A 14,340-nucleotide genomic window follows, 5' to 3' on the forward strand; every position below is an offset into this window, starting at 1 on the left:
GAGCAATGTCTATGTTTTGGATTTTAAATTTAATATTTAGTTATACTGCTTCCCTTTTCTTTGGTGTGATATTTGATGTACCAAAACGCCTATACAACACAGTTGGTATTGTAGGTGCGTGTGGGTGGATGTTTTATATTTTATTTTATGAAGGTTTTCAATTCCATACTATATATTCTAGTTTCTTTGGAAGTATTGCGTTAGGTATGCTGAGTCACATCATGGCTCGTTATAAAAAGGAACCCGTAATTATATTTATGGTTCCAGGTATTATTCCACTCGTTCCTGGTGGCCTTGCATTCGATGCAACAAAAAACTTAATCTTATTAGAATTTAGTAAAGCCATTAATACAATGCTAGAAGTGACTTTAATTGCTGGTGCTATCGCTTTAGGATTACTTTTTGCTGATCAAATATCAAAGCTTATTGTATCTGGTACGAAAATACGTAAAAAAAGAATTTAAAATGCATGATACTAAATCAAAAACCTGAGAAAAATCATTTGTAATAATGATTTTTCTCAGGTTTTTTGTTACTCGCCATTTCTATAATCAAACCTCTAATAATAAAAGCCCTCCAATATAAACACTTTTAATGTGTCTGTATTGAAGGGCATATATGAAATTATATAATCCAAGTTTAAATGTTAGAATTACATAATTTTACATGCAAAAAACATGATTATTATTCACAAAAATAACTAGGTGTTCGCTTTATCTGATTTATTTTTATTAATTAAATCTACTATTTCATCTTCTGATTGATTTAAAATAAGTTTACTTAATCTGTCATTATCCATATTTTTCAGTTTTGGATAGCGTACAACAAAGAAAATCAAACCAATGATTAACCAACCGCCTAATGCGATATAAGATGGTGTTGAAAGTGCCGCTGGTGACCCAGGAACTAATAATAACAGTAAGAATACAAATGAAACGATTGAACCTAATATCGCAAATACTTTGTATACAGGTCCGTATGTGTTACTTGATTTATCAAAACTAAAGAGTCTTGCTGCTGATAAACATGTAATAAAATAAGCAATTGATACACCTGTTGAAGACATATCAACAATCCATGTTAATGCAGTACGACCTAGCCACGGTGCAATTAATGTAACAGACACTAAAAAGAAAATTGCAATATAAGGTGTCTTATATTTTTTATGCAATTTACTAAATACAGAAGGCATAATGCCTGAGCGTCCCATTGAGAATAATAAACGGCTTGAACTCATCAAGAATCCATTTAAACCAGTGAATATCCCCATCATAATTGCGATTGCTAGCACTGCTAAACCAATGTAACCAAATGCCTCTTGTGTCACAGCACCTGTTAACCATAAATTACCGTTTAAACTTGTAGATGAGCTACTTAACCAACTTGTGTATAAAATCATTAATACATAAGTAAATGCTGCGGCAAGTAAACTATAAACGATTAATTTAAATGTTTTATTCGGCGCAAAATCAAATTCTTCTGCTGTTTGTGGAATATTATCAAATCCAACATATGCCCATGGCGCTACTGCCACAATCATAATAATGGATGTAAACCAACCTTCTTTTTCATTCGTTAACGGTTGTAAATTTTCAAAAGAGAAGTTATTCCCGAAGAATGAACCGAAAAATAGTAATACGATTGTTATAACCATTGCTACACAGAAATAAAATTGTAGAGATCCTGATACACTTGCACCTTTAATTGCTATAAACATAAAGACAATTAATAATAACGATGCGATAAGAATCTCAGTTATATAAACATCCCATCCTGCAATAGTATATAACTTACCAGTTTCTAATATATCTGGTAGTAAGAACTTAATTAATAAACTAAATGCTGTTGCGTTTAAAGCTACAACACATATATATCCAAAAGTTAAAAACCAGGATGAGAAGAAACTAACGTACCTTCCAAATCCTAAAAAACTAAATGCAAATGCTCCACCTGAAACTGGAAAACGTTCAACTAAAGCACCATAACTTACTGCAATCAGTATCATTAATAATGCACCAATTACAATACCTATCGCTGCAGATATAGGGCCTGATTGACCAATCCAGTCACCAGGTAGGATAAATGCACCCCAACCTATACATGAACCATAGGCTATAGCCCATACAAATTTCTCAGATAAGTTTTGTTTTAAATCTCCTCTATCTATTTGCTTATCATTTTGACTCATAAATAAAATTCACCTCATGGACTGTATTATACCCACAAGATGAATTCTATAACAATTAAAAATTTATAATTTAAATGTTCCGATAATAAGCATTAACCAACCTACTATGAATAAAACCCCACCAATTGGAGTAATTGCGCCAAGGATACGAATTTGAGTTAATGCCAAAATGTATAATGAGCCACTGAAAAAGACGATACCGAAGAACATGAGCCAACCTGCCCAATTCACGTTAATTGAAGTTGTACCACTAATGATACCAAGCGCAAGTATGCCTAAACCATGATACATTTGGTAAGTCGTTGCTTTTTCCCATACTGATAAATATTTTGCTGATAGTTTATTTTCTAAGCCATGTGCACCAAATGCGCCAGTTCCTACTGCCATCATTGTGTTCAATGCACCTAATATAATAAATACTTTCATCATGCTATTTACTTCCCTTCTTAATTAAAAATCAAATATTGAATCTCCATTACCTATTTCATCATCTGTAACCAACTTGTTAGCTGTAAGTGATGTGTCAGAAACGCTATTTTGTGGCGCTGGTTGTGATGTTTTACCGCCCATCGCTCGAATCTCTTCTTCAGATACAGCTGGTTTTTTAGAAGTTGATTGGGGTTTTGAAGTACCATTACTTACTATAGTAGATGTTTGGAATGACGAAGAAACATCATACGTATTATCTTTATAACTTTTATGCTGACTTGTCGACTCTGTAACAAGTGAAGTCAACGTATGAATAGCATAAATATGCTTTTCAAATTCAGCATTATTATTTGCTTCGTCCGCTGCTACTAATTCTTGCTCAATTAACTGTATAACCTTATCTTTTTCCATGTTTATGCCTCACCTTCACACCAATTCACTGGTGCTTTACCATTTTCTTGTAAATACATATTTGTTTGAGAATATGGTTTTGAACCAAAGAAACCACGATAAGCAGATAAAGGACTTGGATGTGGAGACTTAATAATATGATGTTTTGATGTATCTATCAATTTAACTTTTTGTTGTGCGGGTCTTCCCCATAAAATAAACACAACATTTTCTAATTGTTCAGATACTGTTTTAATCACTTCATCTGTGAAAAGTTCCCAGCCAATTTCTTTATGTGAATGTGCTTCACCTTGGCGGACAGTCAGAACTGTATTCAATAACAAAACACCTTCGCGCGCCCAATCTTGTAAATGTGGCGTTGTTCTTTCACAACCTATGTCCTCTTTAAGTTCTTTATACATATTACGCAACGAAGGTGGAAACTTAGCATCTGGTTGTACTGAGAAAGCTAAGCCATGTGCTTGATTCGGTCCGTGATATGGATCTTGACCTAATATGACAACTTTCACTTGTTCAAATGGTGTTAAATCAAATGCTTGATAAACATTCTCTCTATCTGGGTATACAATTTCTGTTGTATATTCTTTTTCTAAAAATTCGTGCATCGCACTAAAGTCATGTCGTGTAGTAATTTCATGAAAAACATCTGACCATTCCATATTCCCTCTCACCTCAGTTTGTATTTTAACATATTAGAACTACTTTCACGTGCAAGAAATTATGCGCGTGAAGAAGTAGTTCTTATGTATGAGCATCAGCGCAGGCGAACCATTATTTCTACTTTGTATTCACAAGAATAGAACCACTTATGCATGAGCTTCAGCTCAGGTAATCCTTTTAAAATCCACGTGCAAGAAATTATGCACGTGAATAAGTAGATCTTATGCATGTAAAGTAGTACTTCTTGCGTTAGCAAGTTTAGCGCTACTTATGCAAGTGCATCAGCACTTGTATACCTTTAAACCAGCTCAGGTAACCCTATAAGAAATTTTAAAAATCTTATAATTAACTCTATTTCTCTTCATCAAAAATAAAATTAATCTACCTTATACAAAGTAGTTAAATATTGCTCGCTATTTAAAAGGTCATTATTTAGAATACTCGACAAACGTGGTATGATATGTACAAAAGAAATTTAGGAGTGAAGATTCATGGCATTGAAAAAAACATTAACGATTGCAGGTTCAGACACAAGTGCAGGGGCAGGTATGCAAGCAGATTTAAAAACATTTCAAGAGTTAGAGACATACGGCATTGTTGCTCTGACATCAATCGTTACAATGGATAAAGCGACATGGTCTCATGACGTAACACCAATTCCATTTGATGTATTTGAGAAACAATTAGAGACAGCAATCTCAATCCACCCAGATGCTGTGAAAACAGGTATGCTCGGTACACAAGAAATAATCAAACGTGCTGGTGAAGCATATGTAGAATCTGGCGCCGACTACTTTGTCGTTGATCCAGTAATGGTCTGTAAAGGCGAAAACGAAGTATTAAATCCTGGCAACACTGACGCAATGATTGAACATTTATTACCTAAAGCAACTGTCGTAACACCAAATTTATTTGAAGCAGGACAACTTGCAAATCTAGGTACTTTAAAATCAATAGATGATATGAAAAAAGCTGCTGAAATCATTCATAAACAAGGCGCACAGCATGTCATTATTAAAGGTGGTAAAGCTTTAGATCAAGATAAATCTTATGACCTTTACTATGATGGTGAACACTTCTACCAATTAACTACTGATATGTTCCAACAAAGCTATAATCATGGTGCAGGCTGTACTTTTGCTGCAGCAACTACTGCGTATTTAGCCAACGGCAAAACACCAAGAGAAGCAGTTATTGCTGCCAAAGCTTTTGTTGCTTCTGCAATTAAAAATGGTTGGAAGATGAATGACTTTGTAGGTCCGGTTGACCACGGTGCATATAACCGTGTTGAACATATTGATGTTGACGTTACAGAAGTTTAAAAACAACGCTATCAATAAAATAAACCAAGTAGAAATTAAATATATTTCTACTTGGTTTTTGTATATTAAATATGCTTTATGATACTGTCACACTCGTTACATAACCATCACTCATATGAAATACGATATAACCTTCGCCTACTTTATACCCATACAAACCATCGGAGCTATTTACTTTGTCCCCATGAAGCGGTGGTTGATATTCAAAGTTTTGTCCAAATTGCACTCTCATATCTTGTAAACTTACTGCATCTTCCGCTATCTCAAATTCTACTGAATTAGCTTTATTACCATTTACTTTTTCAAATTTTTGATCATAAATTACTTTGCTCTCAGAACCTGAATCATATTTACTATTCACTTTAATATCCTTAAAAGTAACATTACCTGCTTTCAATCCATTATAAAATGCTTAATCTAATACAAAATCTCCACCTTGAGCTGTGTAGCCTTGATACTCATAATAAGGTTGCGTCGTTTCTGCTTGTGCTTCACTTTGTGATATGTCTTCGTTAGCAATGCTTAGGCCTACTGTAGTTCCAAACACAATACTACATGCTACAAAAGTCTTTGTAATTTTTTTCATACATTATCACTCCAAGCTTGAATTTTAAAACACGATACATCTAAGTTACAATTTAGACCATGATTCAACAAAGTTCAATTCTAACCCTTTTGCTTCACTCACCATTTTCACATACTTTTTACTTTTTAAATCATATACGACATAAGACCGATACGAAGTTGATACTGAAGACTCATGTATTTTCCAAGTAAATCTATTAGTATATTAAGTGTAGAGAGAAAAAGGAGGGAATCACAGCATGATTATCTACAAACAGGCTTTTGAAAATGGTAACCCAATATATGAAATTATCACTAAAACTTTCAAAACAATTTCTGTTAAATTTGATGAAAATTTCAGCATGAATGAATTATATAAGTTACTCTCTCTACTTGAAAGTGATGTTGATAATATGAAACTAACCTATTAATAACATTTACTTTACACCTAAGACTTTTCAAAATTTAGCTTTAAACAGATTACAGAAGAACATATATGCAATAAACTCCCCTTTAGAAATTAGAAGTTTAAAAAGAATAAAGGCAACATAAGTTGTCCCCTTATGTTGCCTTGACTAACACAACCCTATAAACACTCACCCTATGAGCGGTACACAGTTAGACAAAGATTGTCCCCTTTGTTGTGCTTGGAGAGAATACTCGAAGCAGTTCTAACTTATGTACCGCTCGTTTTTTATACATACAATAACTTAAATTCTTCACACACCATGATTTCTGATTCATCAAAAGGAATACCTAATTCAGCATAATATGATTCGAAAAATTCGATATGTGCTTGGCGCCAATATGCCAATGACTTATCTCCTTCACCTTCAAGATATGCATGATGTTCAGTAACATCATTAAATGGCGTTTGATAAACACGTGTAGTTTCAATGATACATTGCGGGTTTCCTTTTTCATTTAATACAACACTGATATCACCGACTTGTGGTAACGCTTCTTCCTCTACTTTATAAGACGATAATCCACTTGTCGTCGCAGTTTTCATGCCCTTTTTCACTAAATCAGCTAATTCATCTTCGTCAACACCAAAAGACCAAGCATCAAATTGCACACCTTTATATTCAGGAAATGCTTCGATAAAAGATCTCCAATATGTTTCTACTGTCATAGTTATCCTCCTAGTATACTTGTTACTTCACTTATTATTGTATCGTACTCTTTTAAATTAACACAAAAAAGTACTCGCCAATGCATTATAACCTCATCATTTGTATACACCTTGAACACCATAATCAATTCAACATTTAGATTTTCACAATGAAAATTTTTACGTCACCGCTTTGATTAGAAATAACCATTTTTTCGTTTGTTACAAGTTCAAAATTTAAAGATTCATTTATTTCAACCGTTGCCATGTATTTCACTTTGTATGCTACCCATGCTAATTTTTTATTTGTGAATGCTAGCTGCACAATCAATTGACCAGGCACTATATGTTGATGCACTGGGTTTTGATCATTAATTAAGGCTAAATATTCATTCACTTGTTCTGTTGTTATTTGTATCATGCTATAGCTGCTCCAAAAATATTTGTTTAATAGTGATATAGTTTTCGCTATTTTTATGTACATCTAATTTAAAAGTATATTTCATAAATGATTTTATTTTCTTCTTCTCTATCATACACATATGCGCTAGATATGTTTCATTCGTTTCAAGCGATTTTGTATGGTCTATTTCTGTTTCTTTCAGCAAAATATTGCGATTAGCATATTGCTGAAACAACTGAAATTCTGGCCATAACTTAGCACAATATAGTGGCGGTACTTTATTTAATGGATATTGATTAAAATATTGATTATAAGCTATGACATCACCTTCATTAAATATGATTTCTCGCTCTTCATGTCCATCTTTCAAACAATAATGCATTGCCCATGCCACCTCCTATTCCCATTGTAGCAATTGTTCTTTGATATTCATCCATATAGAACAAGCGCGTCACTAAAGCTGCACCACTTGCACCATAGGGGTGCCCTGTAGCGATTGCGCCGCCATAAACATTTAATTTCGCATCAGTTAATCCCAACATTTCTTGACTTGCTAATACCTGTGATGCAAAGGCCTCATTCAATTCGACCGCATCAATTTCATCAATAGTATAGTGATTTTTTTCTAGTAGTCTTGTTACTGCTGGTGCAGGACCTATGCCTAAAACATTCGGGTCTACGCCTACAGTTAAACCATCAGTAAATGCTAACCCGCTATTAAAACCACATGCTTTGGCAGTTTCTTTTTCCATAATCATTAATAACACTGCACCATCATTTTTCATACAACAATTTCCAGCAGTAACTGTGCCTTCAGGTAAGAGTGGTTTCAAACGATTCAGCGTCCGTTCCGTTAACTTTGGTTTAATACTTTCATCTCGCTGAAATGTTTCACCCTTAACTTGAAATGGCATTATTTCTCGGGAAATGATTTGATGTTCATATGCAGCCATTGTTTTTTGATGGCTCATCCATGCATAATAATCTTGTGCCGTTCTTGAAATGTTGTAAGTTTGAGCTACATTTTCAGCCGCTTCAATCATTGAAGGGTCCTGTCTTTCTGGAGCAAATGATGCGCGTTCAAAAAACTCTGGTAATTGGGTATCATAAACAGATTGCGGTCGCTTTATTTTCCAAGGTGAACGGCTCGTACTTTCTACACCGCCTGCCATATAAATTGTACCTGCGCCTGCTTGTATCATACGGCAAGCTTGTAATATCGCTTCTAACCCTGAACCACACTGTCTATCGATAGTTACGCCCGGGATGTGGTGATCTAGTTCTGCTTCAAGTAAGGACTTTCTCGCCAAATTACCTCCATTACCTACGACATTACCCAGAATAACGTCATCAATATCTGACATCACATGGGAGAATGTTTCTTTGAAATGTGTAAATAATGGCTTTATGAGGTGTTCTGGCTCTATATGTTTAAGCTTTCCTCCATATTTGCCAAATGCTGTACGTTTTGCCGCAACAATCACTGCTTCTTTCATTATTTAAACTCTCCTCCTAAGTAACATTCCTTCATTTGTCTACGCGCTATTTTCCCACTTTGTGTATAGTACATTTCATCTATTTTAATCAATTTAGATGGTATTTGATATCTTGCCAAATATGATGACAAAAAACTTTTCAAAGATTGATAAGACACATATCGTGTACCTGTATAAAGTAGTACTGCAATCTCTCCGAACTTCGAATGTGGTTCACTCACTATGCACACTTCGTTAAAATATTCATATTCTTGGGCTACACGCTCAATTTCAGTTGGATAAACATTCCGACCACCAATAATCATGCGGTCACTCTGACGTCCGTGCAAATAGAGATATCCGTTATGATCAAGTGATGCAAAATCACCAATTTCCAGCCATTTACTTCGTGAAATATCTTGATTTGCATAACCACTAAACACCATATTACTTTGAATATGTAACACGCCTACACCCTGTTCATCCTGATGTGCCAAGTGTATTTTCACATTTGGAAAAGGTAAACCCACAGAATGATACGGTGCTTCATTATTGTAGTTATAACTTATAAAGCTTGCTTCAGATGTTCCGAAGAACTCTATTAATATAGTTTGCGGCATATATTGTTGAACTTTATTTCTTATTTCCAAAGGTAACTTATCACCTGTAGAAAAAATATAGCGCACTGACTCCATTTTAATATTTTCAGCCAAACACGATGTTAACATCGTCGGCACTAAAAACATGGCAACTGTTTCAGATACTTTTTCAATCGTTTGTAATAGCAATGTCGCATCAAATTGACGTTGTCCTATAAACGTTTTGCCACTATACAGCGCATAGATACAAGTATATAAAGACAATGAATGAGATAAAGGTCCAGGTGCAACGAGTATATTAATCGGCGTTCCTAAAAGCTTTTCGTTTTCTTTGTATGAATATAGCCATGATTTTTCATTGCGATAATAAGCTTTTGGTAAGCCTGTCGTTCCTGAAGTAAAACCAACATGTAATAAATCATCATGCCACTTCAATTGATTATTTTTAATATGCTTACTTATTATTTCTTGTTCCTCATTGATTACATAAGAAATCCCATAATGGTTTAGTAATGTGTCTATCTGCGCTTGTGACCATTGAAAATCTAGTATGCATGGAATACAATTTTTCTTTAACAATGCACAATAATAGATGATTGTTTCCATAGGGTCTTTCATTATGACTGCTACAAATTGATGACTAGGAATACGCGCTATATCTTCAAGCACTAATTCGATATTTATTTTTAATTGTTTATAATTGCACTTTAAATCATCAAATTGCAACGCAAGGCGTTGTGGCAGTTCTTGTGCGTGTTGATCAATCTTTTCTAATATTTCCACTTTCATGTCACCCTTTGAATTGTAAACTTTAATATAATATATATTAACATTAATTATAGTTGTTGACCTTTACACAATCACTGATAAATTTTAATCGTGGAGGCTTAGGTCATCTTCTTCCCAATTTCATTGAAAATTAAATGAAACTTTCAATCCAAATCCCATTAGCAGATTAAATTTTCCAGAAATGAAATATCCAAACCCAATTTTTGAAAAATCTGCGTACCAAAAATCCCTCACTGCATTTTGTAGTGAGGGATTTTATTTTTAATAGAACAACTTATTTATAGTTGTTAAAGAAATCTATAGTTAGTGATTTTACTTTTGGTGAAAGTATAAGGACAGCAATAACGTTAGGTATAAGCACAATTGCAAGTGCTAAATCTAACAAATTCCATAGTTGTGTTGCTGCACCCAAAGCACCTACGACTAATGATAATACGTAGACGACTTTCATAATCCAACCACCTGTTAATCCAAATAAGAATTCTGCCATTCTAGAGCCGTAAAAAATCACGACGATGACCGTTGAAAATACGAAAAATACCATCGAAATCGATACAATCATACTTCCAAATTGTCCAAAAGCATCTTCAAACGCTCTGGCTGTGAGCGCTGCAGATTGTGATTTTGCGTCTTCTGCTGTCCAGACACCAGAAACAAGTACAACGAAAGCAGTCGTACTACATACGACAAACGTATCGACTACAATTTCACTGACACTCCAAAAAGCCTGACGTACAGGATGATCCGTTTTAGCAGCTGCATGAGCAATAGGTGATGTACCAAGACCTGCCTCATTAGAATATATGCCTCGCGCGAATCCCCAACGGATGGTAGTTGCGAGCGCTGCACCGAATGTTCCGCCTAATGCTGCACTAGGATTAAACGCTTGTTCAACAACAAGTGCAATAATATTAGGCACTTGAGTGATATTCATTACGACAATAGCAAATCCTAACAAACAATATAAACCTACCATGATTGGCACAATCTTCTCAGTAAATGATGCGATACGTTGAATACCACCAAATACGACTAATGCTGCAAGAATAGCTAGAACGACACCAGTTACACCCATATGTATATTAAATGTATCATGAACAGTCCTTGCAGCCGAATGACCTTGTACCATAATACTTGGAATAAGCTCAAGCATCAGCGCAAAAGCAAAGACGATAGAAAAAATAGCGCCTAACTTTTTATTTTTAAAACCTTTCTTCATATAATATGTAGGTCCACCAACAAATTCGCCCTTTTTATTTTTTTCACGATAATGTACACCGAGTACGTTTTCACTGAATTTTAAAGCCATGCCTAGGAATGCAATTACTATCATCCAAAAGACTGCACCTGGTCCACCCATCATAATAGCCGTAGGTACACCAACAATATTCGCAGCGCCTATCGTAGATGATAACGCAGAGGTCAATGCTTGCCTCGGTGTGATTGTACCCTCACCCTTAGGCGTTTTATTGACACTTCCAAAGGTCTGTTTCATCATATAAAAGAAATGTCTAAACTGAATAAATTTCAAGTTTATTGTTAAATATAAACTTGCAACTAATAATAATGTAACTAAAGGAAATCCCCAAAGCCAATCTGAAAAAGCAACGATTTTTTCCATTATATCTCCCCTTTAATAATGTATTAAAATCAAATTGTCATAGATCTACGTGAAAATAGTCTAAAGGTAACTAAACTATTTTTTTATAGTATCCCCTATTTGTTTTATTATTAATCATTAGTTGCCATTTTAAAATTCGTTTTTAGATTCTAATTAACTTTCTTCTATAGTTTTTAAATTTATTATTTTTAATATTAAAATAAATTGTAGTATCAAAGTCTCAATACTCTATACTTTGTTATCAATCAACTGTTTAGCATAGCTATAACACTTACGCTTTAGCTGAGTTTGATTAACAAGTAAACATCAGGGAAAAGGTAACATACAATAAATTTTTATCACGTCTATTTATTGTGCCTTTTTCAAAATAATAACTAGTTTAAAACGACCTTAATGTATTGTAATTCATATAAAAACTTAAACAGTTAGGATGATTAAAATGAAGAAGATTTTAACTATTAACATCATCGTTTCACTTGCAATAATCGCTTTTATAACATGTAAACAATGTATAGATATGACACAAGAAAATAGTATGGAAGATCATAATAGAGTTCATTTAGATTAATTTTAATATATAGAAATAAAAAGAGAGAGGAAACTTAAATTTAGTTTCCTCTCTCTTTTTACTTTTATTAACACTTATATTTGGTTATTCCAAATTTGCGTGGTTTTGTTGCATTGCTTCTTCATCAACTTTTAACTCAGTCATTAAGTCTAAAACAATACTATCTAAAAACACTTGTGATGCTTGTTCAAATAGGCTACCTAGGGGTTGTGCTGAACCTTCAGCATCATATTTCGTCCCTGCCGGTAATTCAATAACTGCATTTGCAAGTTCACCTATCGCTGAAGCCGGGTTTGTCGATAATAATACAACTTCTGCACCAACAGCTTTAGCTTTATCTGCTAATAATCTTAAATGCTCTGTCGAACCTGACCCAGAGATAATAACAAACAAATCATTTTCAGTAATAGACGGCGTCGTAGACTCACCCACAACATGCGCGTATTTGCCTAATTGATTTAAACGCATTGCAAAACTATTTGCTACAAAGCCAGAGCGACCTTTTCCTGCAACAAATATTTGATTCGCTTCAACCACTTGTGTTAAAAACGTTTTTGCTTCACTATCTTTAACGTGTGATAGTGTATGGTCTAATTCATCTAATATTAAACGATAATTTGTAATTTCAGTCATATTATCTGCCTTCAATCGCATCTCTACATTGTTTAGCAGCTTCAACTGGATCGTCAGCGTTAGCAATACCGCCACCAACTACAACCAAATCTGGTTCTTCTGCTACAACTTCTTTAATTGTATCTGGTTTAATACCACCAATAACAGCTACTTTAGAATTAGAAATAACTGATTTAACTTTACGTAAACTTTCTAAAGGAGATTGACCTTCAGCTTGTAAGTCATAACCAGTATGCACAGCGATATAGTCTGCGCCTAAATCGTCTAATTCTTTAGCACGTTTTTCTAAATCTTGTACTGCAATCATATCTACTAACAATTCTTTACCACTTTTATGTGCTTCTTCAACTGCTGCTTTAATTGATGCATCTTCAGCAACACCTAAAATTGTTATTACGTCTGCACCAAATTTAACTGCTTGGCTTACTTCATAGTCTGCAGCATCCATAATTTTTAAGTCTGCAAGTACTTTTACGCCTTCTATATTATCATTTAAATGTTGAACCGCTGGTAAACCTTCATTAATAACGATTGGTGTACCAATTTCTACGATATCTACATAATCTTTAACTTTATTCGCAAGTTTTGCCGCTTCCTCTTTATTCAATAAATCAATTGCTAGTTGTAATTCCAAAATGATCATCCCTTCTTGAATTAAATTATAGAGCCATCGTTGTGACTTAACTTACTATATAATGTTGCACTTAAGCTATTTACCCTTAGTTTTATATATTAAACGAGTAAAATAACACGATAAACACTTGTATATCCTCTACCTAAAATGAATATACCCGTTAACACCTATGTTTTATTGTTAAAACTACAGTCATAATAAATTGATTGTTATGCAAATTATATATAAATCTTATTACACTTATGCATTATACTTCTTTTATATCTTTTTAACAGGAATTGGATTCCACCTCTATTTAACTATTAAATTGAGACTTTTTAATATAAATTGAGCAGAGTGATACATTTCTGCTGTGCTTTTTAGTAGAATGAAGAGATAATCAAAATATAAAATACAATTCTTAGATATAAAATACAATTCTTAGATATAAAATTCACTTTTCTGGTAGAAAATGTATACGAGTCGGTTTACACTAAAGTATAGACTTATATCATAGAAATCTATTGTGTTAAGTAAATATAAATAATTGAATTTTGTAATGTTGGGTTTGGAAGCAAGGAGGCAAAATTTTGGAACAAATAAACAATGAGGAAGTACAAGCATTACTTTCTTCATATGAGCATAAACCTGTATACTTACATGTTGAAACAACAAATGGTGCATATGCTGCTCACTTTGACCAACGTGTATTTAATGCGGGAACTTTTTTGAGAAATATTCAAGTGACTTACGAACACGCTCAACTTAAAGGTGGCAACAAAGATCCTTTCCGTGTCGGTCTTAAATTGAAAGATAGCGGTTGGGTCTATGTCCAAGGATTAACACATTATGAAGTGAATGAGAATGGTGAGTTTCTGCTAGCAGGGTTTAACTATGAAGGTCAATTAGCTGCTGCTTTAGAAATTAGTACTCAACCGTTCAAAGCATAAG

General features: G+C 33.9%; 17 protein-coding genes and 1 pseudogene. 5 read left to right on the top strand and 13 right to left on the bottom strand.

Annotated elements, in window-relative coordinates; translation table 11 throughout:
• Nucleotides 1–11: 11 nt before the first annotated feature.
• Nucleotides 12–464 (top strand): threonine/serine exporter family protein, encoded by a 453-nt coding sequence (locus PYW44_RS10960; RefSeq protein WP_002508444.1) that lies wholly within the window; start codon nt 12–14, stop codon nt 462–464.
• A gap of 236 nt (nt 465–700) precedes the next feature.
• Here the strand turns inward: PYW44_RS10960 and PYW44_RS10965 are convergent, their stop codons facing one another.
• From PYW44_RS10965 to PYW44_RS10980, 4 genes are all read right to left on the bottom strand, one after another.
• Nucleotides 701–2,188, bottom strand: coding sequence for an APC family permease (locus tag PYW44_RS10965; protein WP_021339580.1), 1,488 nt, complete (start codon nt 2,186–2,188; stop codon nt 701–703).
• Between the two features lie 63 nt (nt 2,189–2,251).
• Nucleotides 2,252–2,614 carry a DUF423 domain-containing protein gene (locus tag PYW44_RS10970; RefSeq protein ID WP_002508446.1) on the bottom strand — a complete coding sequence of 121 codons (363 nt, stop codon included), beginning with the start codon at nt 2,612–2,614 and terminating at the stop codon, nt 2,252–2,254.
• A gap of 24 nt (nt 2,615–2,638) precedes the next feature.
• The gene (locus PYW44_RS10975) at nt 2,639–3,028 is read right to left on the bottom strand and encodes a DUF5327 family protein (protein ID WP_069828176.1); all 390 of its coding nucleotides are present in this window, start codon (nt 3,026–3,028) and stop codon (nt 2,639–2,641) included.
• A gap of 2 nt (nt 3,029–3,030) precedes the next feature.
• Nucleotides 3,031–3,699 carry a uracil-DNA glycosylase gene (locus PYW44_RS10980; RefSeq protein WP_255156889.1) on the bottom strand — a complete coding sequence of 223 codons (669 nt, stop codon included), beginning with the start codon at nt 3,697–3,699 and terminating at the stop codon, nt 3,031–3,033.
• Nucleotides 3,700–4,179: 480 nt separating this feature from the next.
• Between PYW44_RS10980 and thiD the strand changes: the two genes are divergently transcribed.
• Nucleotides 4,180–5,010: a bifunctional hydroxymethylpyrimidine kinase/phosphomethylpyrimidine kinase gene (thiD, locus tag PYW44_RS10985; protein WP_002508449.1), complete on the top strand. Its 831-nt coding sequence runs from the start codon at nt 4,180–4,182 to the stop codon at nt 5,008–5,010.
• 76 nt (nt 5,011–5,086) lie between these two features.
• Here the strand turns inward: thiD and isaB are convergent.
• Nucleotides 5,087–5,596 (bottom strand): annotated as a pseudogene (isaB, locus tag PYW44_RS13350) (immunodominant staphylococcal antigen IsaB family protein).
• Nucleotides 5,597–5,834: 238 nt separating this feature from the next.
• Here isaB and vraX point away from each other — a divergent pair.
• Entirely contained in the window at nt 5,835–6,005 is a 171-nt protein-coding gene (gene vraX / locus PYW44_RS11000) for a C1q-binding complement inhibitor VraX (RefSeq protein ID WP_002508451.1), read from the top strand.
• A gap of 263 nt (nt 6,006–6,268) precedes the next feature.
• Here the strand turns inward: vraX and PYW44_RS11005 are convergent, their stop codons facing one another.
• From PYW44_RS11005 to PYW44_RS11030, 6 genes are all read right to left on the bottom strand, one after another.
• A complete protein-coding gene (locus PYW44_RS11005) occupies nt 6,269–6,709 on the bottom strand; it encodes an ASCH domain-containing protein (RefSeq protein WP_021339574.1) in 441 nt (146 codons plus the stop codon).
• A 136-nt stretch (nt 6,710–6,845) separates the two neighbouring features.
• A complete protein-coding gene (locus tag PYW44_RS11010; protein ID WP_064783138.1) occupies nt 6,846–7,109 on the bottom strand; it encodes a hypothetical protein in 264 nt (87 codons plus the stop codon).
• A gap of 1 nt (nt 7,110) precedes the next feature.
• Nucleotides 7,111–7,473 (bottom strand): hypothetical protein, encoded by a 363-nt coding sequence (locus PYW44_RS11015; RefSeq protein ID WP_064783139.1) that lies wholly within the window; start codon nt 7,471–7,473, stop codon nt 7,111–7,113.
• Nucleotides 7,445–8,587: a thiolase family protein gene (locus PYW44_RS11020; protein WP_064783140.1), complete on the bottom strand. Its 1,143-nt coding sequence runs from the start codon at nt 8,585–8,587 to the stop codon at nt 7,445–7,447. Before PYW44_RS11020 ends, PYW44_RS11015 begins: the two co-directional genes overlap by 29 nt.
• Nucleotides 8,587–9,948, bottom strand: a complete 1,362-nt coding sequence (locus tag PYW44_RS11025) for an AMP-binding protein (RefSeq protein ID WP_081324875.1) — start codon at nt 9,946–9,948, stop codon at nt 8,587–8,589. The genes PYW44_RS11020 and PYW44_RS11025 overlap by 1 nt, the downstream gene beginning before the upstream one ends.
• A gap of 280 nt (nt 9,949–10,228) precedes the next feature.
• On the bottom strand, nt 10,229–11,575 hold the full coding sequence (locus tag PYW44_RS11030; RefSeq protein ID WP_021339569.1) for an alanine/glycine:cation symporter family protein: 1,347 nt from the start codon (nt 11,573–11,575) through the stop codon (nt 10,229–10,231).
• Between the two features lie 439 nt (nt 11,576–12,014).
• Between PYW44_RS11030 and PYW44_RS11035 the strand changes: the two genes are divergently transcribed.
• A complete protein-coding gene (locus PYW44_RS11035; protein WP_002508459.1) occupies nt 12,015–12,143 on the top strand; it encodes a hypothetical protein in 129 nt (42 codons plus the stop codon).
• An 84-nt stretch (nt 12,144–12,227) separates the two neighbouring features.
• Here PYW44_RS11035 and hxlB read toward each other — a convergent pair whose 3' ends face one another.
• Both hxlB and hxlA read right to left on the bottom strand, forming a co-directional pair.
• A complete protein-coding gene (gene hxlB, locus PYW44_RS11040) occupies nt 12,228–12,776 on the bottom strand; it encodes a 6-phospho-3-hexuloisomerase (RefSeq protein WP_002508460.1) in 549 nt (182 codons plus the stop codon).
• 1 nt (nt 12,777) lies between these two features.
• Nucleotides 12,778–13,410, bottom strand: coding sequence for a 3-hexulose-6-phosphate synthase (gene hxlA, locus PYW44_RS11045; RefSeq protein ID WP_021339567.1), 633 nt, complete (start codon nt 13,408–13,410; stop codon nt 12,778–12,780).
• A 566-nt stretch (nt 13,411–13,976) separates the two neighbouring features.
• On the opposite strand from hxlA, the gene PYW44_RS11050 reads away from it, so the two are divergent.
• Nucleotides 13,977–14,339, top strand: a complete 363-nt coding sequence (locus PYW44_RS11050) for a YojF family protein (protein WP_162492976.1) — start codon at nt 13,977–13,979, stop codon at nt 14,337–14,339.
• The last annotated feature ends 1 nt before the right edge of the window (nt 14,340 follow it).

The sequence above is a fragment of the Staphylococcus equorum genome (assembly GCF_029024965.1).
GTDB lineage: Bacteria > Bacillota > Bacilli > Staphylococcales > Staphylococcaceae > Staphylococcus > Staphylococcus equorum.

Bases quoted from the DNA above. Each gene is read 5' to 3' on its own strand.
- vraX (WP_002508451.1), top strand. From the start codon at position 5,835: ATGATTATCTACAAACAGGCTTTTGAAAATGGTAACCCAATATATGAA.
- PYW44_RS10975 (WP_069828176.1), bottom strand. From the start codon at position 3,028: ATGGAAAAAGATAAGGTTATACAGTTAATTGAGCAAGAATTAGTAGCA.
- PYW44_RS11010 (WP_064783138.1), bottom strand. From the start codon at position 7,109: ATGATACAAATAACAACAGAACAAGTGAATGAATATTTAGCCTTAATT.
- PYW44_RS11035 (WP_002508459.1), top strand. From the start codon at position 12,015: ATGAAGAAGATTTTAACTATTAACATCATCGTTTCACTTGCAATAATC.
- PYW44_RS11030 (WP_021339569.1), bottom strand. From the start codon at position 11,575: ATGGAAAAAATCGTTGCTTTTTCAGATTGGCTTTGGGGATTTCCTTTA.
- PYW44_RS10965 (WP_021339580.1), bottom strand. From the start codon at position 2,188: ATGAGTCAAAATGATAAGCAAATAGATAGAGGAGATTTAAAACAAAAC.
- thiD (WP_002508449.1), top strand. From the start codon at position 4,180: ATGGCATTGAAAAAAACATTAACGATTGCAGGTTCAGACACAAGTGCA.
- PYW44_RS10970 (WP_002508446.1), bottom strand. From the start codon at position 2,614: ATGAAAGTATTTATTATATTAGGTGCATTGAACACAATGATGGCAGTA.
- PYW44_RS11015 (WP_064783139.1), bottom strand. From the start codon at position 7,473: ATGCATTATTGTTTGAAAGATGGACATGAAGAGCGAGAAATCATATTT.
- PYW44_RS10960 (WP_002508444.1), top strand. From the start codon at position 12: ATGTTTTGGATTTTAAATTTAATATTTAGTTATACTGCTTCCCTTTTC.
- PYW44_RS11020 (WP_064783140.1), bottom strand. From the start codon at position 8,587: ATGAAAGAAGCAGTGATTGTTGCGGCAAAACGTACAGCATTTGGCAAA.
- hxlB (WP_002508460.1), bottom strand. From the start codon at position 12,776: ATGACTGAAATTACAAATTATCGTTTAATATTAGATGAATTAGACCAT.
- PYW44_RS11005 (WP_021339574.1), bottom strand. From the start codon at position 6,709: ATGACAGTAGAAACATATTGGAGATCTTTTATCGAAGCATTTCCTGAA.